The sequence below is a fragment of the Sphingobacteriales bacterium genome, from assembly GCA_016719635.1.
Lineage (GTDB): Bacteria > Bacteroidota > Bacteroidia > Chitinophagales > JADIYW01 > JADJSS01.
Window position 1 is genome coordinate 95,133 of record JADJYT010000016.1, and the last position, 26,535, is coordinate 121,667.

Below are 26,535 nucleotides of genomic sequence, written 5' to 3' on the forward strand. Positions count from 1 at the left end.
ATTATATAGTTAAATATCACAATATTTAACATATCTCCTGAAATTAAGAGAGGTATAGATAGAAAAGTTGATCTTACTCAATAAGAATCGGGGCTATTAGTTCCTTATTTCACTAACTCGTGCATCAATCTGGAAATTTCATCCATTCGTGCATGATCTACTGAATAGTATATATATTTACCGTCACGGGTGGTAACCACAACTCCTGCACGACGCAACAAGGCAAGATGCTGTGAAGCGACGGACTGCTCTAAACGCAATCGGACATACAAATCGGTCACAGTCATTTTCCCTTCCTTATTTAACAGGCGAATCATTTCCTGGCGTAGTTTGTGATTAACCGCACGTAATACAAGAACAGATTTGCGCAATACCTGGAAATCAATCTTTAATTCCGGTTGCATAATCGTTTTGCTGTTTACAGACATTGAATTTAATTTTACTTTTTCCGCTATATTAATAGATCAAGAATCATTCCAACGTTGAAAATATTATTATTGATCAGAAGTTTCAAATAATAAACGTTAAAAATATTTATTTGTTTTGCTGGGTGTAAAATGCTTTCGCATAATTGGGTTCAAAGTAGGCTGTGTCTTCGAATGTCTGGTTTCTGAATCGTGAATAGGCCAGGCAACACATATCTTCTGCACTTGGTATAAATTCCTCGATAATCGTAATATTGTCAGTATCTATGTATTTTCTGGATTTCGCAGCCCCGCTACCAAAAAGTACATATGTCTTATCTGACAGAAACAACTGTTCCGATGTTGCATCCAGCACCAAACTGGAAAACTCCTGAGTAACACCTAAGGCTCTGTCATAAAAGGAGGTATACACTTCTTCCCTTCGGGCATCTATCATAGGAACAAAAATATCAAATGCCGTCTGGCAGTGCCTGTTTTGTATACCCGCCGTCATTGCCTGCAGGGTTGGAACGGCAATCAGCGGAATATCCAATGAATAGCAATACCCTTTCGCAGCAGAGGCCGCAATGCGCAGTCCGGTATAGGAGCCGGGGCCGGCGCTGATGGCAACCGCCTGTAAATCTCTAAATGATATTCCCGCTTCTTTCAAAACCTCAGCCGTTAACAGATGAATCTTATCTGCCGCCTTGTTGGGTTCCAGCACATTCTTGATGCTGATACATTGCTCATTACGGCAGACAGCCACGGAGGTGACCGATTGGGCAACTTCAAGACATATAATATAAACGGGTAACAGAGCCACTGCCTGCATGCTATTTTTTAGCCGTTAGCATTGATTTATATTTTGCTGCATCTGACAAAACATCAATAGCTTTCTGAACATCCAGATCATCCTTTAAGCTATTGGCAATTCTTCCCTTTTCATATTTATACCGGCTCACAATCTCCTGCTCCAGGATACGTTTAATTTCCGGTTTAAATTTGGATAAATCTTTTGACTTGTCATGTTTCACTTTTTCTTCCAGTTCCGTAATTACTTTCTGTACATCGTCAGAATAGCTGTCTTCCTTGACACTCTTCTTTAAATCTTTCAATTTCAACTCACTCGGAGTGGTGTACTCATATTCTTTACCTTTCAGAAAGTCGGCAAACTGATTATATTCTTCATCTGTGAGGGAAAAATGACTGCTATCCCTTAATTCCTTGTGTTGATATCTGTACTGATTGGCAAAGTGGAAGATATGATTGTTGGAATACAATGCAATGGTTATAGGCGCAACTTTTAATTCGTCCGTTTTGATATCCGGTTCTATTCCTGCTCCGTCCTTCACCACTCGTCCGGATTTTGTTTTAAATTCTTTTCTCAAGGAATCTGCTAGTGCACTGGCACTTCCGTCCGTATTCCTGTGTGAATAGTCAATTCGCTGAATGCATCGTCCGCTTGGGATGTAGTATTTGGAAATAGTCACTTTTAATTTGGATTTATAAGCAACGGGTTTGGTCACCTGCACCAACCCTTTTCCATAGGTATTTTGTCCTATGACAAGCCCTCTGTCCAAATCCTGTATAGATCCGGATACGATTTCAGAAGCAGATGCAGAACCTTCATCTGTCAGTACCGCCAATGGTATCTCCGTATCTACCGGCTTCCCGGTTGTAGAATACTGCATATTGGCCTCCTGAATCTTACCTTTGGTATTTACAATATTGACTCCTTTGTCGACAAACGTATTGCAAATATTGATCGCTTCATTCAATAAGCCACCTCCGTTTCCACGCAAATCCAGAATTACTCCTGCTAATTGCGGATACTTCTTAAGCTCCTTCAGTGCATCCTGCACTTCCGTTGAAGCATTATCGGTGAAACTGGTCAGTTTTATATACCCGATCTTACTGTTGACCATGCCGAAGTATGGCACATTCTCCAAACGGATCTCTTCTCTGTTGAAGGAGATTGTTTTCTCTTCATTGGAAATTGCCTTACGTATCTTTACGGTTATCTTTGTTCCCGGTTCTCCCTTTAATAACTGACTCACCTCATCGGAGTTATATTTAGTGGCAACCTTTCCATTTATCTCCAGAATGGCATCCCCGGCTTCCAGTCCTGCTTTTTGTGCAGGATATCCTTCATACGGATCAGTGATTACCACATAGTCCCCCATTTTGGCAATGCGCGCTCCTATACCGCCATATTTTCCGGTTGTCTGCAATTGATATTCATCCAAATCTGCCCCTGTGATGTAGTTGGTAAAAGGGTCCAGACCATCCAGCATCTTATTAATACCATCTGTCATCAGCTTATTCGGGTCTATATCATCAACATAATAATTATTCAGTTCTTTATATAACTGTGTAAATAATTCCATATTCTTGGCAATTTCGAAATAACGGTCCTTATCCGCAGCCTGTGTATGGAGAATTAAACAGAGACATAAAATGGTGAAGAGTCTTTTCATGGGTGTAGTATATTACTTTTAGTTAGAACTTAAAACTACTAAAAATAGTTTTGCTCAATGGTTAAAAAATATCAATTATTCAGGGTACCGGGTCATATCCGCTGCCGCCCCAGGGGTGGCAGGACAGGATTCTTTTTGCGGCCAGATAACCGCCTTTAAACAACCCGTGTTTTTGTAAAGCCTGAATGGCATAGGTGGAACACGAAGGCTGGTAACGGCATTTGCTGGCTCCTAACAACGGTGAGACAGCGTATTTATACAACTGGATAAGCAGCACAAACGGGAAAATAATTATTTTTCTAAAAATGGACATCAGTACAAAATACATTATAACTTAATGATTATCTGCAAAATAAGGCAAAACCAACAGAACAATTTTAAAAGATGGCATCCTATTTGTTTTTGTTTCTACCGTAAATTATATTCAATTTTACAGGGTGAGAAAACTGCTTTTTATCTTTTACAGCTGCTTGATGCCTTTTTATTCGATGGGGCAACTTACTCAGTATGTCAATGGTTTTGATTACAAAAATATAAATACTCAGGCATTTATTCCTATGACAGGATGGAATAATAATCAGAAACACATATTGACGGTATTAAAACACAGTTTTGAATTACAGGAAATCATCAGTCATCCGACGGATACTTTATTTGTCTGGAATGCGTTGATGGGAGCAAAAAGCATCTATACCAAAGATTCTTTGCTGCTTTGTTTTATCCGACCGGCTGATGCAGTGAAGCGTCCCTGTATTCTGCTGACGCACGGCAACAATGCCAGATACAGGAGCAGCTGGAATGAATTCATGAATTTTTATGCGATTGACTTGGCGATGCGTGGCTATTGCGTAGCCTACTATGAAAACCCAAGCAGTTTTGAAGCAAAAGAAATCACGGCAGTTCTGAACGAAGACGACAGTCATTTGCTGGCAAATCCCCGTAATGCCTTTTACAACGGCTTCCAGTCCGCCGTAGCAGCCAACCTGTTTATCAAACACCATGCAGTTTTGTATAATATCGATACGACTAAATTCTTTGCAGGCGGCTATAGCTTTGGCGCATTTCTGTCGTTGATGATGGCGACCGCCGATGTGGGTAAGAATTTTACAGACACTCTTTTTAACCGTCAGGGGCGTTTTACAGAAAAATCTATCTATAATGACCCGTACACTAAAAATATCCGCAGTGCATTCAGTATCGGCGGCGGACTGCCCAAAGACGATACGGCTGAAATCAACAACAGTAAGATGGGCGAATTCTTAGATATGTATGAAACGGATTTATCCCTTTTATTTCTACACGGAAGAACGGACAATTTCGTTTCTTTCGATTTGACAAAGTTTTCCGATAGTATAGCAGCCCCTGCTTATTTCTGGGGAGAAGGTCCGCGCGCACTGATGAATAAGATCAGGAAACAAAACTATCCGGTAACGTCCAAATTATTTGTGAACTGCAAAGGCGGGCATTCATTCCTTACATCTGTCTGCGGATACAGCAATCCGTATTGTCTGCCTCAATGGCAATGGCAGTATTTGCTGGCTCCTCCGAATGATTTATCCAATACCGGCACATATTTCCAAGATGCCTACCGAGATACCTTGTTACACTACATTGCGTATCTGCATACGCAGATACACGATGTAGATGGCATTGTCAGTGATTTCCTTCAGCCTAAGATTTCCGGTTCCCTCTCCGTTTTTACGGATGCCGCCTATTATATCCAGCCAACCGATTCATTCACTTATGTTCGTCCGGAAGGATATTATACCCTGAGAACAAGCGACTGCGACGGAAATGTGATTGTGATCAGTTCCGCAACTGGAAATAATAGCAGCAATGATTTCCTTAAGATTTTCCCCAATCCTACCAATGGACGGCTAACGGTAGAGTGCCGGGAATCCATTCAGCAGATATCCATTTATAGCCTGTTGGGAAAGCTGATACAACAGATCAGTCATCCTGACAAACAAGCATCTCTTGATATGAGCCACCTGGAATCCGGGCAATACCTGCTGAGTATTGCCTTTATAGACAGGCTTATTTCGAAGAAAGTAACTGTGTTTCATTAAGCAGCCGCTGCAATAGCTGCGTTATGGCTGCATCAACCTCTTTACAAATTCTTATCTCTTTAGCCTGATAGCTCAGCAAGAACAGCATTTGTTTGTTTTGAACGGTTAGTATTTCATGAATGGAAGACTTCTGCAGACGCACACTTTCACGCATCAGGCGCTTGAGTCGGTTTCTGTCGGTGGCGTGAGGGAAGAGTTTTTTGGGAACTGTAAATGCAAATTGCGCCGGAAAGGCGCAATTCAATTCAGTTTGTTTATAATAAATTCTTAGTGTCGGATTTTGAACAAAGGTTCTTTCGCTGAAGAGTAAATCGAGTAATCTTTTACTTTTCAGACGTTCGTCTTCAGTGAAGGTAAGCCGTATATGTTTATCTGTTCCAGCTATTATTTTCCTTTTCTTTCGTCAGAAATAGATAATTTTTTTCTGCCTTTTGCTCTGCGCGCGTTCAACACGGCTCTGCCGCCCTTTGTTTTCATACGCTCACGAAAACCATGCTTGTTTTTTCTTTTTCTTACCGATGGTTGAAACGTTCTTTTCATTTTATCTCAATTATTGAATTATTGAATGGTAGAATTATAGTGTAAAAACAGCTAAAAATTCGGACTGCAAAGATACTATTTAATTTGAGAATTTGAAAATTAAACAATCTAAAATGCTTTTTTGAGCGAAAATTCAATGATTTAACCTTTAGGACATCTTGAAAATCCCATTTTCAAGTCTCCAAACCGGCTCATTTTCAAATTGTTACCGATTCATAGTCATCAGGAATTCTTCGTTGCTTCTGGTGCCTTTCATCTGTTGCAACAGGAATTTCATCGACTCTTCCGCCGTCATATCCGCTAAGTGGTTACGCAGTACCCACATCTTCTGTAAAGCATCTTTATCCAACAACAAGTCATCTCGACGGGTGGAAGACGAAATCACGTCAATAGCCGGAAAGATACGTTTGTTGGACAGTTTGCGCTCCAGCTGCAATTCCATATTACCGGTTCCCTTAAACTCTTCAAAAATCACCTCATCCATCTTAGAACCGGTTTCTGTCAGAGCAGTAGCAATAATGGTCAACGAACCGCCATTTTCAATATTCCTGGCTGCACCGAAGAATTGTTTTGGTTTGTGCAGGGCATTTGCCTCCACGCCACCGGAAAGTACTTTTCCGGAAGATGGCGCCACGGTGTTGTGCGCACGCGCCAGACGCGTGATGGAATCTAAAAGGATAACCACATCGTGTCCGCACTCCACCAATCGTTTCGCCTTTTGCAAAACAATATTCGAGACTTTTACGTGCCGGTCAGCGGGTTCGTCAAATGTAGAGGCTACAACTTCCGCATTTACACTGCGCTGCATATCCGTAACCTCTTCAGGCCGTTCATCAATCAACAAAATTATCAGGTATACTTCCGGGTGGTTCTTGGCAATCGAGTTGGCGATATCTTTCAGCAACATCGTCTTACCGGTCTTAGGCTGTGCGACAATCATACCACGCTGCCCCTTGCCTATGGGTGTAAACAAATCGACCACACGGGTGGAATAATTCGTGGCATCCTGAAATAAATCCAGTTTTTCCTGCGGGAATAACGGCGTCAGGTAGTCGAACGGAATTCTGTCTCTGATTTCCTGGGGCGTCTTGCCGTTTATCACTTCTACCTTCAGCAACGCAAAATATTTTTCCCCTTCTTTTGGCGGACGGATAGAGCCTACAATCGTATCTCCTGTTTTTAACCCCATTAATTTTATCTGTGAAGGAGAAACGTAAACATCATCCGGGGAGGAAAGGTAATTGTAATCGGATGAACGCAGAAACCCATATCCCTCCGGGATGATTTCCAATACACCCTCCCCCAAGATAACCCCGTCTAGATCAATATTAAAATCCACTTTCCTTTCTTCCGGCAACGGTGAATCGTTTAGTTCCTCTGTTACCTGCTCCCTGCGCACAGGGGTAGGATTGGCAACGTATTCCACCTCTTTTTTTTTGGTCTCAAAAGAGGGTGTTTCTATAACGGATACCATTTCTTCCTTGGCATGTTCTGCATGCATTGCGTTTCTTTCAGAAAAAGGATTCTCTTTAACTTTCTTTTGCGGCACCACTTTTTCAGCCACCTTGCGCGGGATACGAACACGTTCTCTCTTACCCTTGGATTGTTCTTCTTCGGTAGCCTCTGTATTTATTACCGATTCTTCTTCTTTATTTGGCTCTTGCATATCTTGTATTTTTAGAATAAGCTCAATTAATTCTGGTTTTTTGGATTTGGCAATCTTTGCCTTTGGTATCATCAGCTTTTCAGCTATTTCTTTCAATTCAGGGAGTAACATTTCTGTTAACAGGGAAATATCGTACATACGTCGAACTGGTTAGGTTGGAAAATGAAAAACATTAAAGCAGTGGATTATAGAATCGTTCGTTGAAATTGGTCAATAAATCTTGTGGAAATTTGATTGATACTGCAAATAAACAACTTTTTTACTAAAATCGCATGGTTTATGTTACTTTTTTTTGAAAAATACCCATTTAAACGGGCACATTTAGCGTAAGCCGACCGCAATTTCTATCTTTGCAGCACAATACCAATGACAAGATGCTTACCATTGACCAATTACGAAAAGATCCGGCATTTGCCAAAGAACGTTTAGCGCATAAACATTTTAAGGAACTGCAGTTTGTAGAGGAGATAATTGCGCTGGATGACCAGCGAAAAGCCTCTAAATCAATGCTCGATGACTTTCTGGCACAACGAAATACATTATCAAAAGAGATAGGCATTTTGATGAAAGAGGGGAAAAAAGAGGAAGCCGAAGCGCAGAAAGATAAAATTGCGGATATCAAAGAGGAAGCTGACGCATTAGAAGCCAAGGTATCAGAAACAGAGGCACAAATTTTCGAACGGCTGGTGCAGTTGCCTAATCTTCCGAACAGCATCGTTCCGGAAGGCAAAACGCCGGAAGAGAATGAAATTGCTTTTTCTGTGAAAGAAATTCCTGCGTTACCCGAAACGGCTCTGCCGCATTGGGATCTGGCTAAAAAATTTGACCTCATTGATTTTGAACTCGGCAATAAACTGACGGGTGCCGGATTTCCGGTATACAAAGGCAAAGGAGCCGCCTTGCAGCGCGCCTTAATCACGTTCTTTTTAGATAAAGCCATTGAAGCGGGCTATCAGGAAGTGCAGGTGCCACATATGGTGAACAAAGATTCTGCTTTTGCCACCGGCCAGTTGCCCGACAAAGAAGGGCAAATGTATCATGCCACTGTGGATGATTTTTATTTGATTCCGACCGCAGAAGTACCTATCACCAACATTTACCGCGATGAGATTATAGATGAAAAATCTCTGCCGATTCAGAAAGTGGGCTATACGCCTTGCTTCCGCAGGGAAGCCGGCAGTTATGGCAAAGAGGTACGCGGCCTGAACAGGCTGCACCAGTTTGATAAGGTGGAAATTGTACGCGTTGAAAAACCGGAACATTCGTATGCCGCACTGGACGAAATGCTGAAACATGTGGAGGGATTGCTGCAGGCGTTGGAATTGCCGTACAGAATCCTGCGCCTGTGTGGCGGCGACATGACCTTCTCCTCTGCGCTGACCTATGACTTTGAAGTATTTTCCGGTGCACAAAAACGGTGGCTGGAAGTGAGTTCCGTTTCAAACTTTGAGACCTTTCAGGCGAACCGCCTGAAACTGCGTATCAAAGATGCCGACAACAAAAAAACGCTGGCGCATACATTAAACGGCAGCGCTCTGGCATTACCCCGAATACTCGCCAGCTTACTGGAAAACCATCAGACGGAGAATGGCATCAGGATACCTAAAGTGCTGGTGCCTTACACCAGGTTTGAACTTATTGATTAATTTGTACGTTTAATTCAAGTATGATATCTATTTCGGAAAAAGCAAAAGAGCGCGTGTTGAAGATGTGGGAAGAAGACCAACTTTCCCCGAATCATTTTGTGCGTGTTTCCGTCACCAGCGGCGGTTGCAGCGGATTGACCTACAATATGAAATTTGATGACCAGCAACAGGCTTCCGATGAAGTGTTCGAGGACAAAGGCATTAAGCTGGTGGCAGACCCTAAAAGTATCTTATACCTGCTGGGAACCGAATTAGATTTTTCAGAAGGACTGGATGGAAAAGGATTTTACTTCAACAATCCGAATGCAGCCCGTACCTGCAGTTGCGGCGAAAGTTTTAGCTTATAATTTAATGGTGGATTAATGGGCGTTTTTAAATTGCCCCAGGAACCGAACGTCATTTTCGGACAGCAGGCGTATATCTTTAATCTGATATTTCAACATCGTAATACGTTCCACCCCCATTCCAAAAGCGAATCCTGTAAACTTCTTCGGGTCAATATTGCAATTTTCCAATACTTTCGGATCCACCATGCCACAACCCAGGATTTCTACCCAGCCACTGTATTTACAGACATTACACCCCTTTCCACCACAGATAAAACAGGTGACATCCACTTCTGCCGAAGGCTCTGTAAATGGGAAATAGGAAGGACGGACTTTTATTTTTATATCCGGTCCGAAAAATTCCTTGGCAAAGAAATCCAGCGTCTGCAGCAAATCTGCAAACGAAACATCTTCGTCAATATATAATCCTTCAATCTGATGAAAAAAACAGTGTGAACGCGCAGAAATGGTTTCATTTCTATATACCCTTCCCGGCGATAAAATACGGATGGGTGGCTTTTGCCTTTCCATGACCCTCACCTGAACCGAAGAAGTGTGTGTACGTAACACCACATCCGGATTCACCTGAATGAAAAATGTATCCTGCATATCTCTGGCGGGATGGTCTTCGGGCATATTCAGGGCGGTAAAATTGTGCCAGTCATCTTCTATTTCCCTGTCTTCCTCGACGGCAAATCCCAAACGTTTAAAAATGTCTGTGATCTGGTTCCTGACAATGCTGATAGGATGACGGGCACCCAAAGGAACCACATCACCGGGTAATGTCAAATCGATGGATTCGGTTCCTGTACTTACCGTTTGTTGTAACTGTTCCTGATGTGCCGCAAATTTTTCTTCCGCCGCCTGCTTCACGCTATTCACCAACTGTCCGAATTCTTTTTTTCGTTCATTCGGCACATTTCTCATCTCGGCAAAAATGTCTTTCAATACATTCTTAGTTCCCAGAAAACGGATACGAAATTTTTCCAATTCGTCCGGGGAAGCAATCATCACTCCATTGACTTCCTCTAAGAGTGCTGTCGTCTGCTGAAAAATATCCATCCTTCAAAATTAAAAAAAGAGGCATAAAAAATGCCTCTTTTTAAGTTGTATAAAGATTAATTAAAATTTTAATTCATCCAGCGTAACCGTATGAGAAATCTGAGGCACCAACGGGTCGGTATTGCCGTAGACTTCAGCCTTAACTGTAACCGGAGAAGCATTCCAGTCTATGGTTAATAGTCCAAAGTTAACATATTGCCAGCCATTACCCACTCTGATGGCATCGTTCGTAGATCCCACTTTATCTTCATGGTGGGTGATACCACTGGCTGTGAAATCATAAACAGGATACATATCATCCGGTTGTGTCTTTGTAAATTCTGCAAAGTGAATATCCCCGCTCAGGAAAAATGCACCTTCTGCACGGGTACTTTTTAACAGGTCAATCATTTTTTGTTTCTCCAGTGGAAGCACCGCCCAGTTTTCTCCGCCATTATAGAAGGAGTTAAACTGTAAACTGGACATGATGATTCTAACTTTTGCCGGTTTTTTCAGTTCTTCTTCCAGCCATGTCCATTGTGTGGCGCCCAGAATGGTCGCATCCGGAGACATCATCGTATCGTACCCGCTTAATGCAGCACCTGGGCCTGAAGCCTTGTAAGGTGTATGGTTCCATCGTAAATCCAGTAAAATAATCTGCACTTTATGTGCATCATCTCCATAATAAATGGCATCATAAATACCCCCATCCGGTCTGTTACGACGAGGGGCATCAGCCGGTATTCCCCAAAATTTAAAAAATTCGGCTTTTGCCACTCCTTTCACAGGATTGTCAGATGTGCCATCGTTTTGTCCGGTATCATGGTCATCCCAAATAGGGAGAATCGGTACGTTTGCTTTCAGGCGCTGAAAGGCCTTATCCCCGCCCAGCTGGGCATATGCACCACGGATATAATCCGGCGTTCCGGGAGCTAATGCAAAGAAGTCTGCATACACATTATCTCCTCCAAATATGAACAGCTGCGGGTTCTTTTCAATAATTCTGTCAAAGATTTTTTTGTCTCCCAAAAACTGTTCACAACAAGAGCCGAAAGCAATGACAGACAAGTTACCATCATCCGTTGTTGAGGTGGTCTTTGTACAACCTGCCAGTAAAAAAAGGGCAGCAGCGAATAGAGTCGTAATTTTTTTCATGAAAATGCCGTATTAGATTGTGTCGTATAAAATTATGAATTTTAAGTGAATAACCTTTAATACGGCACACACATTTAACATTATTTTTTCATTTAATCTTCTTGATGAAGCGATAACGATGTAATTAGATTCTCAATGCGTATTTTTATGCAATGTTTGAACAATTCTCCAAAGAACTCTATCAGGCATTTCAGCGTCCTTTGCCCGGAGAAGCGGCGCATCAGGCGCTAAAGCCGTATTTAAGCATCCATAAGAATCTGGATGTTCCTCCATTAATTAAACCAAAGCTGGGTGCTGTCATGGCATTGATTTATCCGGTTAAAAACGAACCTCATCTATTATTCATTGAGCGTCCGGTATATGACGGTGTACACAGCGGACAAATCGCATTTCCGGGTGGAAAAATTGAAAAAAAAGATGCCTCGTATTTGGATGCCGCACTGAGAGAAACGCAGGAGGAAATAGGTGTCCATCCCGATAAAATCTCTGTTGTCGGCCAGTTGTCCAATGTTTTTGTATTTGCAAGCAACTTTATGGTTTATCCATATGTAGGTATTTTGCAGGAGCCGCCTCTCCTGGTTCTGGAAGAAAAAGAGGTTGCATCCATTTTACAGATTCCCATTCATACATTTCTACAGCCTGAAATCATAAAAGAAAAACCCATAAAAAATGCACTTGGATTCACCCTTATGGCACCTTATTATGATATAGAAGGAAAAGTTTTGTGGGGAGCCACCGCCATGATGGTCAGTGAACTTTGTGAAGTAATAAAAAAGGGGAGTGTTCATTTACCCTAGCAACTGAATAATACTACAACAGACTAAAATAGTACGTAATATAACGGTCTGTACAGATTTTTTTCACTTTCTTTTCTTTTTTTACTTTCGGTAAGGCCGGAATCTGTGATGGGGTGGAATCATGAGGCGGAAATGTTTCATCCTGTGCCCTTGCAACTAAAGTTAATCCTGCAAGGATAAAGAAGAAGATTATAGTTTTTTTCATTTTATGCAAAATTGACAGTTACATATAGCTTCTTAAAGTTAATTCCAAACGAACTCTATTGTAAGCAGAACAGCAAATCTTCATCATTTTTACTCCTTTTAAACAACATCAACACACATGATTTTCATAGTTGTATGTATTTTAAATAAATTGCCGGGATAAACAAAATCAGATTCTTATTTTTGAGAATCGGGGGGCTTACACTTTTCCTAACAGGCTTACCTCTTTTGATGTTATCTTCTGCATTTGCAACTTTGAAAGATGCCGCCATCACATGCATCTCAACAAAGAACAAATAAAGCCGAGCACCGGGTTGTGTCGGATATCATCTGTAAGTAGAACGTTTCCTCATTCCTCCATTGCTTTCCAGCAGAACAAATAGCAAGCAGGCTCAGGTGATTGTTTATACATATTGATAAACAGGATAGTTAAATTATAAATACCGGTCGTTTGGGTTAAGGTTTTGTACTGCGACTACAGGGTAAATCCAATATACGCTGTTCCGTAAATACAGTAATGCACTAATAAATTGAATTCCGCCATTGGAAAAAGGGTGAAAGTATGTACGCTATCTTGCATCCATTTCCAGAGACAACTGCATCGTTTTATCAGCTTTGTTTCTCCCCGGTTTTTCTTTTGTTTTAAATGAAAAGAGAATGCTCGTTAACACGATAGCCAATGTGAATTCAAAAAGCATTAAATAAAGATTACCCCAGTGCTGGAGTAAATATACCAGTGCAATAAACAGGATATTAACACCAATAAGAACAAAGGTAGCCTGAATATGAGAACAGCCTAAATCAATCAGCTTATGGTGTATATGGTTTCTGTCTGCCAAAAAAGGAGATTTTCTATTGATAATCCTTAATGAGAAGGCACGCAACGTGTCAAAAACAGGAATAATCAATATGGCGATGGCCATAGCAGGCGCAGAGATAATGGTTATTCCCTTACTAGAACCGCTGAGCAGTACAATTTCATTCTTTTCAATAAATTGTATGGCCATGACTGCAGCGAGCAGACCGATGGACAGACTTCCGGAGTCACCCATGAAAATCTTAGCCGGCGTATAATTATATTTTAAGAAAGCCAGCACGGCACCACTCATAGATAGAGCCAGTATGGCATAATCAAAGAATCCGTAATAATAAAACCAGGCGCCAAATGCCACCGACATCAGGATACAAACACTTCCTGCAAGAAGATTAATCCCATCTATAATATTAAAAGCATTGATGATGAAAATAATGGTGGTTACAGACAACAGTACGCTCGGTATGTAATCCAGATAGGAAACTCCAAACAGGCCATACAGGCTTGTCAGGCGTATATCACCTAAAATGACAATGATACAGGCAGCGAAAATCTGACCTATAAATTTCTTGGTTGGCACCAGTTCCACTATATCGTCTTTAGCGCCGAGCATAAAGATAAAACACAAGGCAGCCAATATATACCTCATGCCATTTGTAGGATAAAACTTACCAAACAGACATAAACTGATCATAAAGCCACCAAAGATACCTACCCCGCCTAAGGTCGGGATAACATCATAATGGGACTTTCTGGCTCCGGGTGTATCAAATAAATGTTTAATCTTTGCCACTTTAATTATGGAAGGGATAAACATATTTGTGAGCACAAAAGAAGTCAAAAGGGCTGAAACCAATAATAAATAGTCGCTACGCATACTCTTCGATAACCAAAGTTAATAACAATAATTTAAAAAGAGTGAAAAAGCGTTAAAGATTTCTCAGGATTTTGATGTAAATCAGATTGATTTTTTCCGTTGAAAATAAGTCTTCGGCCCTTTTTCTGGCATTCTTACCAAATTGATTTTGGGTCTTTTTATCTAATAAAACGAATTTTTTTAACATTTCGTATAAAGAATCTGCGTCTGCGACCTTACAAAGGAATCCAGTTTGTCCGTTTACTACCGCATCTTTGCACCCAGGAGCAACTGTTGTCACGCATGGTTTTCCCATTGCCATTCCCTCTAAGATTACTCTGGGCATTCCTTCCCTGTAGGATGGAAGCACTATACAATCCGCCTCACAGATGTAAGGACGGATATCTATGGCATAACCCCTGTAACACAGAACCCCATCCTGAATCCATGCATCTAACTCCGATTGCCGGATGGCAGCCGGATTATTCTGGTCGATATCGCCCAGCAAATGAAATTCGGCACGGATACCATCTCCCTGTATCATTTTCGCAGCTGCTGCATATTCGTAAACGCCTTTATCTCGCAGTAATCTGCCTATCATTAAAAAACGGATAGTTCCGGTTTCATTTCCTGCAGGCGGGCAGTATTGCGGCGAGAATTCTTTTATGTCAATGCCGGAACCGGGCACCAGCAACGTTTTTTGTTTGTTGACCAACTTCCCCCGAACAAACATTTCCATGTCATCTGTATTCTGAAACAGTACCTTGTCTGCAAATGTAAATGCAACCCTGTATAAAAAATGCGCTATCCTGCTAGCCGCGCTTTTATTTAAGAAAGTATACCCTAATCCTGTTACGGTACAGATAGTTTTGGTTCCTGTCAGCCGTGCAGCCAACGTTCCGTAAATATTCGGTTTGATGGTGTATTGCAGTGCCACATCTATCTTGTGTTTTTTATAGATGCCCCTTATTTCATTTATCAGCAGCAAATCATAAAACGGATTGGTGCCTTTACGTGCTAATTTTTTGACTTCCACAAACTCGATATTCTGCTCTTGCAGAAATCCAACATACTCATCATTTGGTGCAATAGCCAGCACACGATAACCTGCAGCCTGAAGCGCCTTTATAAGTCCGAGGCGGAAATTAAAAAGGTTGAAAGCAGTATTGGCAACTACGCCTATGGTTGTTATCTGTGCGGACATTTTCAACAACCCGCAATATACAAGAAAACGGTATGTTGTTAGATTTTTTCAGGCAGATTTATTTTGGAAAGTTACTCCGCCTTCACAACGGTACGGGTAATAATGTCTTCGCCATTATACAGACACACGACATATTGCCCCTTCGGTAAATCCGCAATATCCAGTTTTTCAAAGTACACCCCCTTCGGTCTGCTGCCCAAGTCTTTTACATAAACCAACTGCCCTGTTGCACTATACACGTATATGTTCAGATTGGCGCTGCGATTCGTTGAAAACTGAATGCCGGTATAATTGATGAATGGATTGGGGTATACCGCCGTTATCTCTATTGCTCCGAAATAATTTTTTACCGACGTGGTAATCTGCTGTCTAGGGAATCTGGGTCCTTTTACAGTGTTTAACCCTCCGTTATTACTAGGGATTAAAGACTTCTTTAAATGATTGGAATCTCTTTCCGTATAATAACTTGTCTGGTGAGAATAATTAAAATTAGGTGTTTCAATCGTGCCGATATTATAAAAATCGCCCTGACATCGTTGCGGATTTATGTCAATGATATCAAAACCCCTGTTTACAAAATTATTGTGTTTAACATGTGGGTTGTTCTCTCTGATAATTTGCGAGAATGCATCCTGTGTGATATTTCCTAAGATTCCGGTAAGGGGTATTCCGGGAGATGTAACTGCTGTACTCACAAATTCAACCCCCACCGAACCTTTTCCATTCCAACTGACATAAGGCATTCTGCCAAACGGCAGATCATTCGCCCAGGCAGAATGGATATCTCCGGTAAGCACTACCAGATTATTAATTCCTTCATTGTTAATCATATCAAAAAACTTTCTTCTCTCGGAAGGGTAGCCATCCCACTGATCATTATTAAATGCCACATTAAAGACCTTGAAAGGAGCTACCATCACCTGATTTGCAATTAGTTTCCAAGTTGCAGAAGAGTTCCTTAATCCATTTCTAAGCCAATCGAACTGTTCAGGTCCTATCAGGTAATGCGATGTATCATCTATTCCTGTAATGGATGCAGCCAAAGATTGTTCATTTCTAGCAGTGATTCTGGTATCAATGAAAAACAAATCCGCGAGATTGCCAATGCTGAATTTTCTATAAAGCCTTATAGCCGGAACGGTGTCTATTGTCCGGATGGGCATCCATTCATTATAGGCTCTCAAAGCCGCCATCTTGCGCATCTGCCAGTCACCCTCATTCGTTGCGGTATGATTCTCCGCTCCTGATTCGTAGGCATTATCGGCAAATTCATGATCATCCCAGATGGTATAAAACGGATACTGCTGATGCAAACGCATCAACATAGAGTCCAGTTTATACATATTATGCCTTAACCTGTAATCTGCCAGTGTCAAAATTTCATTTTCCGGTTCTGGTACACGAGTAGTTCCATATTCATTTTTGCCGTACTCATAAATATAATCTCCCAAATGCACGATGGCATCCACATCATTGCGCTGATTCAGCACCTGATAGACATTAAAATACCCGTGAGGAAAACTGGAACAGGATACTACACCCAACCGCACCTGATTCACATCACCGGACGGCAGCGTTTTTGTTCTGCCGCGCAGGGAGTATTTTTCATCGTATTTAAATTCATAAAAATAGTACGTTCCTGGTTGTAATCCTGTAGCCTCCACCTTGATGGTATAATCGTTATCTGCCGAGGTGCTGACAGAACCACTTTGAACGACATTGGTCATGGATGTATCCGTGGCGACACGCCATTGTACTTCCGGATTAGCAGCATCTGTTGTAATCCTGGTCCATATAAATACGGAATTTTGGACTGCATCACCGGAGGCAACACCATGATAGAAAGGTGCCAGCGATGAATCAACATATATTCTGGAGGCAGAATTTGGCTGAGCAAACGCTCTGTTATTTGTTGCCAGAATTGTCGTAAAGATAAAAAAACGAAATACAAAGGTGTAAAATCTGTACATGAGGATTAGTGTTTCTCAAAAGTAGTACTATGATAATTTTTACTTCATTGATACACCGAATTTACAAACAGCATTCTCACATACTATCGGATTTCTACACAAATAAATCAGATAAAACACGTATTCTTAATATTGGTCTGAAATCTCTTATTCCATATACTTTCTCCAGAAATTCTGAAACACAATCAATGCCCAGACCTGTGCATGCACATCGCCGGGATTATGGGAAAACAACCGCTGTTTCAGTTCCTGTATCATCTCTATATTAAAGACACCCTGCGACCGAATGTAATCATCCGACAGCCAGTCATTCAGAATCTTATCTTTCAAATCGGTTCTGAACCATTGCAGCAACGGCACCTCAAATCCTTTTTTAGGACGGTTGTATAATTCGTTGGGCAAAATTTCGCGGAAGGAATCCTGCACAATCTTTTTCTTCAGGAATCCATTTATCTTGCTTGATACGGGCAATGAAAATGCAAATTCCACGATACGATAATCTAAGAAAGGAACGCGCACTTCCAGCGAATTGAGCATGCTCATCCTGTCCACCTTCACCAGCATATCATAGGGCAATACCATCCCGACATCCGCCAGCAGGCAATCATTGAGCGTACCGTCAAAATCAACCACAGAAGAAAACTGCTGCCGGGTTTCGATTATATCCGTCAATACCTTGTCCACCTTATCATTCAGTAATTTTTCCGGATATGCCTCGTCGCTGATACAACACCAACGCCACCAGCGTTCTGCCGGAGAAATATCCATCCCTGAAGCAAATCGCTCCAACTGACGGACTTTATTTCCCAATTTCCCGCTTCTGGATTTTGGCATGCGTTCCCACACAGGTTGCAGCAGGTGAATCATTTTGGCCTGCCAGCTGCCGCTCCTTGTCTGCCATTCACCGTAGTGTTTATTGTATCCGGCAAATAACTCATCCCCACCGTCACCGCTCAGTGCAACGGTTACCTGTTGCCGGGTAAATTTAGAAAGGATATTGACCAGCAGGGCAGACGAATCCGCAAACGGCTCATCCGTATAGTCGAGCAATTCATGCAGACTCTGGAACAAATCATCATTCTTTAATTTAAAGACGGTATGATTGGTATTAAAATGTTTGGCAACCAGATTGGCGTAGGGTGTTTCATCAAAAAATCCATTGCCTTCAAACCCGATAGAAAACGTATTGAGGTGCTGGGTATGCCTGACCGCCATGGCCGTGACCACAGAGGAGTCAATCCCCCCACTCAGAAAGGCACCCAACGGCACATCCGAGATTAATCGCAACCGAACAGAATCGTCCATCAGGTCTATGAACTTTTTCTTCTGTTCGGAATAGGAAAGTTGATTTTGCTCCGCCTGCAGGGCGTTGTAGGGAATGGTGTACCAATGTTGAACAGACCACGGTCGACGGTCGACGGTCGACGGTCGACTATTTATTTCTATAAATGAACCAGGTTCTAACCGTTGTATGTCTTTAAAAACGGAATTCTTGCCGGGGATATAATTGAGTTGAAAATAAAGACTCACGGAACTCCAGTTGATTTCTTTCGGTACAGGGAAATTCAGAATCGCCTTTAACTCCGACCCAAAGAAAAAATAATCTTCATCCTGATAATAATACAACGGTTTGATTCCAAAACGGTCACAGGCGATAAACAATTTTTCGGCTTCCTTGTCATAAACCGCAAACGCGAAAAATCCATTCAGCTTATGAAGACAATCATTTCCGAAGTGTATATACGCATACAAGAGCACTTCGGTATCCGACTGTGTCCTGAACTGTACACCTTTTTGCTGCAATTCATGTCGAATAGACTGATAGTTGAAAATTTCCCCGTTAAAAATGATTGCATATCTGCCGGAGGCATCGTAAATAGGCTGGTTTGCCTGTTCAGAGGTATCAATGATGGATAAACGGGCATGTATCAGGGATGCCTTACCGATAGTTACATAGTTCTGATTATCGGGACCCCGTTTTTTCAAGGAGACAGCTGCATTTTGCAGCCATTCGTCCTGAACCAGTTTGTTTTTATAAGAGAAAGCACCCGCAATTCCGCACATTTCAATAGACCATTTTCGATGGACAAGTTACAATTTTCTTTGTCACTTTTGATGTCAAAAAAAACAGCATTTTTCATATTGGCAAAAATAATGACAAGATTTCTCGATGCACACTGAATGACTGAAAAGGTCAGCTATTCCTGGAATCTTCGCCCCAGTTTAACTTTTCGCGGAGGGTATTGAGGTAAGAGCTTTCGGGCATCCGCAGCAACTTGAATGAAAAACCGGCTTTGCGCACTGCCAATTGACAGGTATTATCGACATTCCTGGAACGCGAATCTATGGAACACAGGAAATTATTGGAGCGACACTCCACCTCAAACGACAGTACCGTATCATCTGCAATAATAATAGGCCGGGCATTGAGGTTATGCGGTGCAACCGGCGTTAAGACAAACGTTCCGGATGCTGGAAATACGATTGGCCCCCCGCAACTCAGCGAATAGGCCGTAGAACCTGTTGGCGTTGCTATAATTAATCCATCCGCCCAGAATGAATTCAGAAACTCCCCGTTCAGATATACATGTACCACAATCATGGAAGACGAATCTGTCTTGTGGATGGTAAATTCATTCAACCCATAATTTACCTCTCCGAAAACAGGCTTATTCGTCTCGACGCAAATCAGCGTTCTGTCTTCAATGGTATAGGTGTTTTGCTCAATGGAGTCTATCAGCTGTTTAATCTCTTCCTTGTGAATATCGGCCAGGAATCCGAGCCTGCCCATATTAATGCCGGCAACCGGAATCTCGCTGTCGCGCACCAAATGCAGGGTATCCAGCAATGTTCCGTCTCCCCCTAATGTAATCAGTAAATCTATGTTGGCTTTAACATCCAGATGGCTTCTGAAAAGTTGTATGCTTTGTTTCGGAAGATGTTTTTTTATGGATTTATAGTATTCTTCGTAAACAGATACGGAAAAATTTTTCTGGTAAAGCTGCTGCAACAACTCCAGCACGAAGGGCGTGTGCTCTTCCTTAAAAATCCTGCTGTATATGCCTATTCTCATTCTATTTTATGGTTATCTTACGCTAATCTCCATTACCTTACAACGGTTGTTCAAAATGAATATAAAAGCCATGTTGTAAATATCGGTTGCAGCTGTATTCCAACCGCAGCAATTTGTCATTGAAAGTTACCAAATTTATACCACCTCCAAAACCAAATTGCCATTTATTTCTGTATTGGTTATTTTGTACCGTATAATAATCCCAGGCATAGCCGGCATCAAAATAAGCGGTAAGATACATATTAAAGGGTAAATATGCCAATGAGGAATTAAGGATGGGCGAATTTTTGGCCTGCAGTTTTTTTAATTTCCTTAATTGCAAATCAAAGACACGGAAACGGTATTCATTCTTAAATAATAAAAAATGCTGACCGTCTATTACATTAATCTCGTACCCTCTGATGGCATTTGTTTCGTATCCGAATGATTTCACAGGCTGCAAACTGTAAGGTTGACGGAGTGGCCATGAAACCTGACCTTTTATCATAGCCGCTGCGGAAAAACGGGGATGTTTTTTCCATAACAGGTACTTGCTGAACTGGACACCGGCGGTGGTCATTCTCGTTTTCATGAATCCCAATCCGTAGTTGGTAAAATTAGCGGCAAAGTACCAGCCGTCAGTCGGATAAGTCCTGATATTCCGGTAATCCGACACAAACGTATAACCTAACTTAAAAGCATGCTGATGCCGTGCGCTATCCAGGAAATAATCCGGATTCGCATGATGTACCGAATCGCTGATGGCACTGAAGCCGTAACCAATCTGAAAATAATGTGTGTTATGAATTTTCTTCCGGTAAGAAATCTGCTGTGTGATCTGAATTTTTTGCAACTGCCAGGATGTTCCCAGATTCATGAAGGCCAGTTCATCATCCAGCGTATTGAAGGCAATGCGCTTACTGCGCGACATATTGAACAAGATCGACAATCCAACCTGCTCTTTCCTTCTGTTGAACTGCGGAATGGAATACCCAATATCCAGCCGCTGGGCGAAACCAAAGCTCATGGCAAAATACAGGCGGTCGTTTCTGCCCGAAAGGTTATCCCAGTTCAGTTGTAATCCATATTGCAGACGTCTGAAATCATGACGATACTGCCTCCACCATTCCGCTACGTTACGGTCGGCAAACGCTATGATTGGTGCGGGTAAGATCACCCATCGTTCTCTAACCTTAATGATCAGGTCCAGGCTGTCTTCCTCCCAGTTCTTTATATTGACGTTGACATCGTTAAATAACTTGAGATTGAAGATATTGAGCCTGTTCTGCAATATGACAGCATCCATATCTTTTGCAGGGAAAGAATCATTCTGATGAATGGTCATTTCACGAAGGATGACAAAAGGTTTCGTTTTCTTGTTTCCCTCAATATAAATATTCCTGACTTTCAGAAAACGCGTGCTGTCTTGTGCGTAAGACAAGCAGGAACAGAAAATTAACTGTAAAAAAAAGATTTTCTTCAAAACTCAGAATTCCACACAAAGGTACGAGAATAAATGCTGACATTTGGGTGCAACAGTATGTGGAAATGTGAAGAAATGGTTAGCCGACAATGGTTGTTCCCTGAATACTAATGATATAAAAAGAGTCCGAGCATCTGGCCAAATATTCCGATAATAAAACCAGCATATACTTCCTGGAGTGTGTGTGCTCCAAGATAAAGACGTGCGCTCGCTATGGCTCCTGTTAGTACAACCATGATTAGAAAGAAGTAACTGACATCCGTCTGAGAAAAAAACAACATCGTCATAACCGCCATCAGTGCTCCGCTGATGCCCACCATGTGCAGGCTCAGTTTGTAAAAAACATTAATGACAAATGAAATAAAAAGAGATACCAGTGCACCCATCATGAAAATCATCATCATATAGGGAAAATTTGTCTTGCGCATGGCAAGATAAGCCCACACATAAAATACAATGGTCGCAACCAGCGGTATGATACGTTGTTTGTTATCAGGCATGGATAAGCTGTCAATAAATCCGAGTTTCCTCATCAGGAGAATTGAGATGGCCGGAAACATAAACGTATTGATAAAAACTATCGCAATCACCACTCCCGCCGGCATGCCGGCAAAAGAAAACGGGTTTGAATACAATAAAAAAAGTGCCATCCAGGCGGGGATAGCCAGTGGATGAAAAAGATAGGAGAGTAAATGAGAGAATGTCCTGATCACCGTTTGTTGGATTGAATAAATTTAAAGTATGTTAATTAGATAGTCCTGTAGTTACAATTCCTTTCGCAATCTTGCGACAGGAATATTCATCTGTTCGCGATATTTAGCAACTGTCCTGCGAGCAATATTGTATCCTTTCGCTTTCAATTGTTCGGTCAGGTACTCATCGCTTAACGGTTTGGATTTATCCTCCACGGCGATTAAATCCTCCAGGATCTTTTTCACCTCGCGGGTAGACACCTCTTCCCCTCCTTCCATCTGAAGGCCTTCTGAGAAAAAATGCTTTAATGAAAAAACACCAAATTCTGTCTGGCAATATTTGCTGTTTGCCACACGCGAGACGGTCGAAATGTCCAACCCTGTGATTTCAGCAATATCTTTCAGAATCATCGGACGGAGCTTCATCTCATCGCCGGTCAAGAAATATTCTTTCTGAAAAGAAACAATAGCCTCCATAGTCACAAACAGCGTATGCTGGCGCTGTTTGATGGCATCTATAAACCATTTTGCCGCATCTATTTTTTGTTTGATGAATACGACCGCTTCTTTCTGTTTCTTGTCCTTCATACTGCCCTTCCCGTAGGAGGTCAGCATTTCCTTGAAGGAATCGCTGATACGCAGATCCGGTGCATTTTTCCCGTTCAGCAACACTTCCAGTTCCCCGTTATTATTTTCAACGGTAAAGTCCGGAATAATCGTCTGATGATTCACAGTTGCAGAAGATTCGCCGGCGCCGCCCGGTTTCGGATTCAGGTGGAGAATGATATCCAACGATTTTTTCAGTTGCGCTTCATCAATATCCAGCGACTTCATAAGTTTGTCGTAGTGCTTTTTGGTGAAGGCATCAAACTGATTCGTAATGATTTTCAGCGCGAGTTTTACATTCGGATTCTGTTCCTTTCGTTCCAGCTGTATTTGCAGGCACTCCTGCAGATTACGTGCACCCACACCGGGCGGATCAAACCGATGGATGGTTCGGAGCACTTCTTCGATTTCCGCTTCAGTCGTCGTCAGGTTCTTCTGGAAAGCCAGGTCATCCACTATGGCATCCAGTTCTCTGCGCAGATAGCCATCGTCATCGATACTGCCAATCAGCTGATCAGCTATCTGCCATTCGTGCTCATCCAGATCCAGCAGATGGAGCTGCTCATCCAGAAAATCGTGAAAGGTTTTGCCGACTGCAAATGGGGTAGATTTTTTTTCTTCCTTGCCTCTGTAATCGCTTTCATCGCTGTTGTAATCGAAATCGTCCTTGGTATATTCCTGCACATCTAAACTGTCCGCAAAGTCATCATCCGCTTTATCTTCAAAGGATTCATCTTCCTCATCCCGTATTTGCTCCGGCTCGGACAAATCTTCTTTTTCTCCATCATAATCCGACAAGCTTTCCTCGAGCGCAGGATTAATTTCCAGTTCTTCTTTGATACGTTGTTCCAGGTTGGCGGTAGGAACTTGCAGTAATTTCATCAACTGTATCTGTTGAGGTGATAGTTTTTGAAGTAATTTCTGTGACAGTCTTTGATGAAGCATGTATGTTTATATCTTAAAGGAAAGCAAATGCCATCCCGGCACGAAAATAAGCATTTGAGGGAAATTAAAGAACGCCGATTCGTACTGTTTACATAAAAATCGATCTTTTCTGCGGTTTATCTTCTTGAACAAGTTTTTAAAGGATTACTGCACAACCATTTCACTGGTATAAGAATCTTTTAATCCGTCACCTAAAGGAGTCGCGACTCCATTTTTCCAGTATTTAGCAACGTCATAAGTGCCGTTATATTCATTTCCGGAAACAAAAATATCCGAACCAGATATGGCCATAGATGAAACCTCGGCGTACTTTGTGCCATCAGTCATGGGTACTGCTATACCATTCTTCCAGTATTTAGCAACACTTTCACTTCCATTACCTTCATATCCAACTACATATATATCACCATTTTTCACAAAAATCTTTCTGGCAAAAGAGAAAAAAGTGGAGCCCAACTGAAATGCGATTCCGTTTTTCCAATATTTAGCTATTGGTGTTATGCCTGAATACTCATATCCGCATACATATACATCCGTTCCTCCCACAAATATGGAAAATGCTCTTGCGTGTTTCGTTCCATCCGTCAGACTCACAGGCACGCCATTTTTCCAATATTTGGCAACTTCTCTTGTTCCCGTGCTGCCACTTTGTTCAAAGCCCGCAATGTAAACATCTGATCCGGCAATGAACATCGAGCTTGCTATTGCTCTATATGTTCCATTCGTAATATTTTGAGGCACATCATTTTTCCATAATTTAATCACGTATTGTAGCGTCGTTGCGCTTTCCTCACCTCCAACTACCAATAAATCTGATCCCACAAGCGCAATATCATTAGCATACGCATTTTGTACTCCTCCTGACAAAGAAGTTGCTACGCCATTTTTCCAGTACTTTGCTACATTGACGCTACCATTGCTTTCATATCCTGCAACATACACATCACTACCGGAAACAAACAGACCGTCAGCACTTGCATACTTTGTACCATCCGTCAAATTTGTTTCTATACCATTCTTCCACAGTTTAGCCCTGTATGTCGATCCGGATGAACTGACTCTTTCGCTTCCTACAATAAAAACGTCCGGAGTTCGGGTATTCTCTTTCTTACAGGAGAACGACGAAAAAACCGCCAGAAAAATAAATAGATTTAATAATTGCTTTTTCATTTTATGATTTTATAAACTAAAAGTAGACAGAATCATAAACTTCCACAACTAAAGTTAGTATCCGTAAACTTCGGATTAGAATTCGTTAATTATTGAGTTGAAATCAGGCCAAAGTGTTTAAAATTCTGCACTCTTAGGTGTCCTAGGAAACGGAATGGAAATCTCTTAGCCGGATGTGTAAACAATTGGATTGACAGGTCTGTCGACCAGCTCTCTAATGCAATACACAATAACTGAGAAAAAATAATAGATGAATATTGCTGCATCTCATGGATTAAAATTAATGCACCTTGAATTGGCAAAAAAGATATTAAATCGTTGTTTGTTTGTTTAAATATTTTCTATTTCACACAAATGCCATTGATATAAGCGTACTCAGCACCGTCGGAAAGCGTAACCGGCACTCCGTTTTTCCAGTACCTGGCAACATCTACTGTCCCATTGTATTCATTACCTGCAACATAGATATCGGTTCCGGATATGAAGATTGAAGTGGTCTCTGCATAATTAGTGCCATCCGTCAAACTTACCGGCTCACCATTCTTCCAGTATTTTGCAACTGCCTCCATTCCGTTCGATTCTTCACCGGTAACGTAAATGTCACTATTTATAACCTGTATATCTTTTGCTCTGGCTGTCTTGGTGCCATCGGTCAAACTTACGGCTACTCCGTTTTTCCAGTATTTTGCAATTGGAGTAAAACCAGAATTGTTTTCCTGCCCTGCTGCGTAAACATCAGCACCCGAGACTACTATGGAATTTGCCTGTGCATCTTTAGTTCCATCTGATAAATTAACGGCTACGCCGTTTTTCCAATACTTTGCGACTCTTTTTGTTCCGTTTGATTCGTAACCTGCCACATAAACCTGGCCAGAAACAACAAAAATGGAAAGACCTGCAGCTTCGTTGTTACCGTTTGTAAGGGTAACCGGAATTCCGTTTTTCCAGTACATAGCAATACTCTTGGTGGTAACCAAACTATTCTCATATCCAGCAACATACACATCTCCGTCTGACACAACTATACAATATGCGCCAGCAGACTTGGTTCCATCAGTCAGGTTGGTCGATATACCGTTCTTCCAGTATTTTGCAACAAACCTAATTCCGGGTCTTTCGGAACCTGCTATATAGACATCATCGCCAGATATAAAAATGGAGCTTGCAACAGCGTCATTTATTCCATCTGACAAATTGGTAAGTACGCCATTCTTCCAGTATTTTGCAACGTATGGAGTACCATATTCCGTTCCAACAGCATGAACTTCGGGTGTATTGTTTTTACCGTCTTTTTTACAGGAAGCAGCTAGCATCGCTATCATCCATAAGAGTGTTACAACTGAAATGCTTTTCAACTTTAAATATTTATACTTAAAGATAAAACAACTTAAAGAACCCTGCTTGAAAAATTAGTATAC

The 26,535-nt window shown here is 41.6% G+C and carries 24 protein-coding genes; 4 read left to right on the forward strand and 20 right to left on the reverse strand.

Features of this window, described 5'->3' with window-relative positions:
• Positions 1-104: 104 nt before the first annotated feature.
• The 4 genes from IPM95_15180 to yidD form a co-directional block, all read right to left on the reverse strand.
• Positions 105-428, reverse strand: coding sequence for a helix-turn-helix transcriptional regulator (locus IPM95_15180; protein ID MBK9330600.1), 324 nt, complete (start codon positions 426-428; stop codon positions 105-107).
• Between the two features lie 106 nt (positions 429-534).
• Complete coding sequence (gene tsaB, locus IPM95_15185; GenBank protein ID MBK9330601.1) at positions 535-1,236, reverse strand: tRNA (adenosine(37)-N6)-threonylcarbamoyltransferase complex dimerization subunit type 1 TsaB; 702 nt, start codon at positions 1,234-1,236, stop codon at positions 535-537.
• 1 nt (position 1,237) lies between these two features.
• A complete protein-coding gene (locus tag IPM95_15190; GenBank protein ID MBK9330602.1) occupies positions 1,238-2,881 on the reverse strand; it encodes a S41 family peptidase in 1,644 nt (547 codons plus the stop codon).
• Positions 2,882-2,960: 79 nt separating this feature from the next.
• A complete protein-coding gene (yidD, locus tag IPM95_15195; GenBank protein MBK9330603.1) occupies positions 2,961-3,188 on the reverse strand; it encodes a membrane protein insertion efficiency factor YidD in 228 nt (75 codons plus the stop codon).
• Positions 3,189-3,318: 130 nt separating this feature from the next.
• On the opposite strand from yidD, the gene IPM95_15200 reads away from it, so the two are divergent.
• A complete protein-coding gene (locus IPM95_15200) occupies positions 3,319-4,950 on the forward strand; it encodes a T9SS type A sorting domain-containing protein (protein ID MBK9330604.1) in 1,632 nt (543 codons plus the stop codon).
• On the opposite strand, the gene IPM95_15205 is transcribed toward IPM95_15200, so the two are convergent.
• The 3 genes from IPM95_15205 to rho all read right to left on the reverse strand — a co-directional run bounded on the left by IPM95_15205 (position 4,919) and on the right by rho (position 7,294).
• Positions 4,919-5,338 (reverse strand): ribonuclease P protein component, encoded by a 420-nt coding sequence (locus IPM95_15205; protein MBK9330605.1) that lies wholly within the window; start codon positions 5,336-5,338, stop codon positions 4,919-4,921. The two genes, IPM95_15200 and IPM95_15205, sit on opposite strands and share 32 nt — an antisense overlap.
• Positions 5,335-5,490, reverse strand: coding sequence for a 50S ribosomal protein L34 (rpmH, locus tag IPM95_15210; protein ID MBK9330606.1), 156 nt, complete (start codon positions 5,488-5,490; stop codon positions 5,335-5,337). The genes IPM95_15205 and rpmH overlap by 4 nt, the downstream gene beginning before the upstream one ends.
• 205 nt (positions 5,491-5,695) lie before the next feature.
• On the reverse strand, positions 5,696-7,294 hold the full coding sequence (rho, locus tag IPM95_15215; protein MBK9330607.1) for a transcription termination factor Rho: 1,599 nt from the start codon (positions 7,292-7,294) through the stop codon (positions 5,696-5,698).
• 236 nt (positions 7,295-7,530) lie between these two features.
• Between rho and serS the strand changes: the two genes are divergently transcribed.
• Together serS and IPM95_15225 are read left to right on the forward strand one after the other, a co-directional pair.
• Positions 7,531-8,802, forward strand: a complete 1,272-nt coding sequence (gene serS / locus IPM95_15220) for a serine--tRNA ligase (GenBank protein ID MBK9330608.1) — start codon at positions 7,531-7,533, stop codon at positions 8,800-8,802.
• A gap of 20 nt (positions 8,803-8,822) precedes the next feature.
• Entirely contained in the window at positions 8,823-9,149 is a 327-nt protein-coding gene (locus IPM95_15225) for an iron-sulfur cluster assembly accessory protein (GenBank protein MBK9330609.1), read from the forward strand.
• A 12-nt stretch (positions 9,150-9,161) separates the two neighbouring features.
• Here IPM95_15225 and pheS read toward each other — a convergent pair whose 3' ends face one another.
• Together pheS and IPM95_15235 are read right to left on the reverse strand one after the other, a co-directional pair.
• Positions 9,162-10,190 (reverse strand): phenylalanine--tRNA ligase subunit alpha, encoded by a 1,029-nt coding sequence (pheS, locus tag IPM95_15230; GenBank protein MBK9330610.1) that lies wholly within the window; start codon positions 10,188-10,190, stop codon positions 9,162-9,164.
• Positions 10,191-10,250: 60 nt separating this feature from the next.
• Positions 10,251-11,324, reverse strand: coding sequence for an alkaline phosphatase family protein (locus tag IPM95_15235; protein ID MBK9330611.1), 1,074 nt, complete (start codon positions 11,322-11,324; stop codon positions 10,251-10,253).
• Between the two features lie 152 nt (positions 11,325-11,476).
• On the opposite strand from IPM95_15235, the gene IPM95_15240 reads away from it, so the two are divergent.
• Entirely contained in the window at positions 11,477-12,121 is a 645-nt protein-coding gene (locus IPM95_15240; protein ID MBK9330612.1) for a CoA pyrophosphatase, read from the forward strand.
• A gap of 13 nt (positions 12,122-12,134) precedes the next feature.
• Here the strand turns inward: IPM95_15240 and IPM95_15245 are convergent, their stop codons facing one another.
• The 11 genes from IPM95_15245 to IPM95_15295 all read right to left on the reverse strand — a co-directional run bounded on the left by IPM95_15245 (position 12,135) and on the right by IPM95_15295 (position 26,472).
• Complete coding sequence (locus tag IPM95_15245; GenBank protein MBK9330613.1) at positions 12,135-12,326, reverse strand: hypothetical protein; 192 nt, start codon at positions 12,324-12,326, stop codon at positions 12,135-12,137.
• A gap of 568 nt (positions 12,327-12,894) precedes the next feature.
• On the reverse strand, positions 12,895-14,016 hold the full coding sequence (locus IPM95_15250) for an undecaprenyl/decaprenyl-phosphate alpha-N-acetylglucosaminyl 1-phosphate transferase (protein ID MBK9330614.1): 1,122 nt from the start codon (positions 14,014-14,016) through the stop codon (positions 12,895-12,897).
• Positions 14,017-14,068: 52 nt separating this feature from the next.
• On the reverse strand, positions 14,069-15,199 hold the full coding sequence (locus IPM95_15255) for a glycosyltransferase family 4 protein (GenBank protein MBK9330615.1): 1,131 nt from the start codon (positions 15,197-15,199) through the stop codon (positions 14,069-14,071).
• A gap of 71 nt (positions 15,200-15,270) precedes the next feature.
• Complete coding sequence (locus tag IPM95_15260) at positions 15,271-17,169, reverse strand: alkaline phosphatase D family protein (GenBank protein ID MBK9330616.1); 1,899 nt, start codon at positions 17,167-17,169, stop codon at positions 15,271-15,273.
• A 147-nt stretch (positions 17,170-17,316) separates the two neighbouring features.
• Complete coding sequence (asnB, locus tag IPM95_15265; GenBank protein MBK9330617.1) at positions 17,317-19,233, reverse strand: asparagine synthase (glutamine-hydrolyzing); 1,917 nt, start codon at positions 19,231-19,233, stop codon at positions 17,317-17,319.
• A 130-nt stretch (positions 19,234-19,363) separates the two neighbouring features.
• Complete coding sequence (locus IPM95_15270) at positions 19,364-20,242, reverse strand: NAD kinase (protein ID MBK9330618.1); 879 nt, start codon at positions 20,240-20,242, stop codon at positions 19,364-19,366.
• A gap of 37 nt (positions 20,243-20,279) precedes the next feature.
• Entirely contained in the window at positions 20,280-21,662 is a 1,383-nt protein-coding gene (locus IPM95_15275; GenBank protein ID MBK9330619.1) for a BamA/TamA family outer membrane protein, read from the reverse strand.
• Positions 21,663-21,811: 149 nt separating this feature from the next.
• On the reverse strand, positions 21,812-22,417 hold the full coding sequence (locus IPM95_15280) for a hypothetical protein (GenBank protein MBK9330620.1): 606 nt from the start codon (positions 22,415-22,417) through the stop codon (positions 21,812-21,814).
• Between the two features lie 51 nt (positions 22,418-22,468).
• A complete protein-coding gene (rpoN, locus tag IPM95_15285; GenBank protein ID MBK9330621.1) occupies positions 22,469-23,947 on the reverse strand; it encodes an RNA polymerase factor sigma-54 in 1,479 nt (492 codons plus the stop codon).
• Positions 23,948-24,091: 144 nt separating this feature from the next.
• A complete protein-coding gene (locus tag IPM95_15290; GenBank protein MBK9330622.1) occupies positions 24,092-25,117 on the reverse strand; it encodes a hypothetical protein in 1,026 nt (341 codons plus the stop codon).
• 341 nt (positions 25,118-25,458) lie between these two features.
• Positions 25,459-26,472, reverse strand: a complete 1,014-nt coding sequence (locus IPM95_15295) for a hypothetical protein (GenBank protein MBK9330623.1) — start codon at positions 26,470-26,472, stop codon at positions 25,459-25,461.
• Positions 26,473-26,535: the final 63 nt, after the last annotated feature.

What these genes read in the sequence shown, in the direction of transcription:
- rho (MBK9330607.1), bottom strand. Translation starts at nt 7,294, where the DNA reads ATGTACGATATTTCCCTGTTAACAGAAATGTTACTCCCTGAATTGAAA.
- asnB (MBK9330617.1), bottom strand. Translation starts at nt 19,233, where the DNA reads ATGTGCGGAATTGCGGGTGCTTTCTCTTATAAAAACAAACTGGTTCAG.
- IPM95_15270 (MBK9330618.1), bottom strand. Translation starts at nt 20,242, where the DNA reads ATGAGAATAGGCATATACAGCAGGATTTTTAAGGAAGAGCACACGCCC.
- rpmH (MBK9330606.1), bottom strand. Translation starts at nt 5,490, where the DNA reads ATGAAAAGAACGTTTCAACCATCGGTAAGAAAAAGAAAAAACAAGCAT.
- IPM95_15260 (MBK9330616.1), bottom strand. Translation starts at nt 17,169, where the DNA reads ATGTACAGATTTTACACCTTTGTATTTCGTTTTTTTATCTTTACGACA.
- IPM95_15190 (MBK9330602.1), bottom strand. Translation starts at nt 2,881, where the DNA reads ATGAAAAGACTCTTCACCATTTTATGTCTCTGTTTAATTCTCCATACA.
- rpoN (MBK9330621.1), bottom strand. Translation starts at nt 23,947, where the DNA reads ATGCTTCATCAAAGACTGTCACAGAAATTACTTCAAAAACTATCACCT.
- IPM95_15245 (MBK9330613.1), bottom strand. Translation starts at nt 12,326, where the DNA reads ATGAAAAAAACTATAATCTTCTTCTTTATCCTTGCAGGATTAACTTTA.
- IPM95_15250 (MBK9330614.1), bottom strand. Translation starts at nt 14,016, where the DNA reads ATGCGTAGCGACTATTTATTATTGGTTTCAGCCCTTTTGACTTCTTTT.
- IPM95_15235 (MBK9330611.1), bottom strand. Translation starts at nt 11,324, where the DNA reads ATGAAAAAAATTACGACTCTATTCGCTGCTGCCCTTTTTTTACTGGCA.
- IPM95_15290 (MBK9330622.1), bottom strand. Translation starts at nt 25,117, where the DNA reads ATGAAAAAGCAATTATTAAATCTATTTATTTTTCTGGCGGTTTTTTCG.
- IPM95_15240 (MBK9330612.1), top strand. Translation starts at nt 11,477, where the DNA reads ATGTTTGAACAATTCTCCAAAGAACTCTATCAGGCATTTCAGCGTCCT.
- serS (MBK9330608.1), top strand. Translation starts at nt 7,531, where the DNA reads ATGCTTACCATTGACCAATTACGAAAAGATCCGGCATTTGCCAAAGAA.
- pheS (MBK9330610.1), bottom strand. Translation starts at nt 10,190, where the DNA reads ATGGATATTTTTCAGCAGACGACAGCACTCTTAGAGGAAGTCAATGGA.
- IPM95_15225 (MBK9330609.1), top strand. Translation starts at nt 8,823, where the DNA reads ATGATATCTATTTCGGAAAAAGCAAAAGAGCGCGTGTTGAAGATGTGG.
- IPM95_15255 (MBK9330615.1), bottom strand. Translation starts at nt 15,199, where the DNA reads ATGTCCGCACAGATAACAACCATAGGCGTAGTTGCCAATACTGCTTTC.
- IPM95_15180 (MBK9330600.1), bottom strand. Translation starts at nt 428, where the DNA reads ATGTCTGTAAACAGCAAAACGATTATGCAACCGGAATTAAAGATTGAT.
- tsaB (MBK9330601.1), bottom strand. Translation starts at nt 1,236, where the DNA reads ATGCAGGCAGTGGCTCTGTTACCCGTTTATATTATATGTCTTGAAGTT.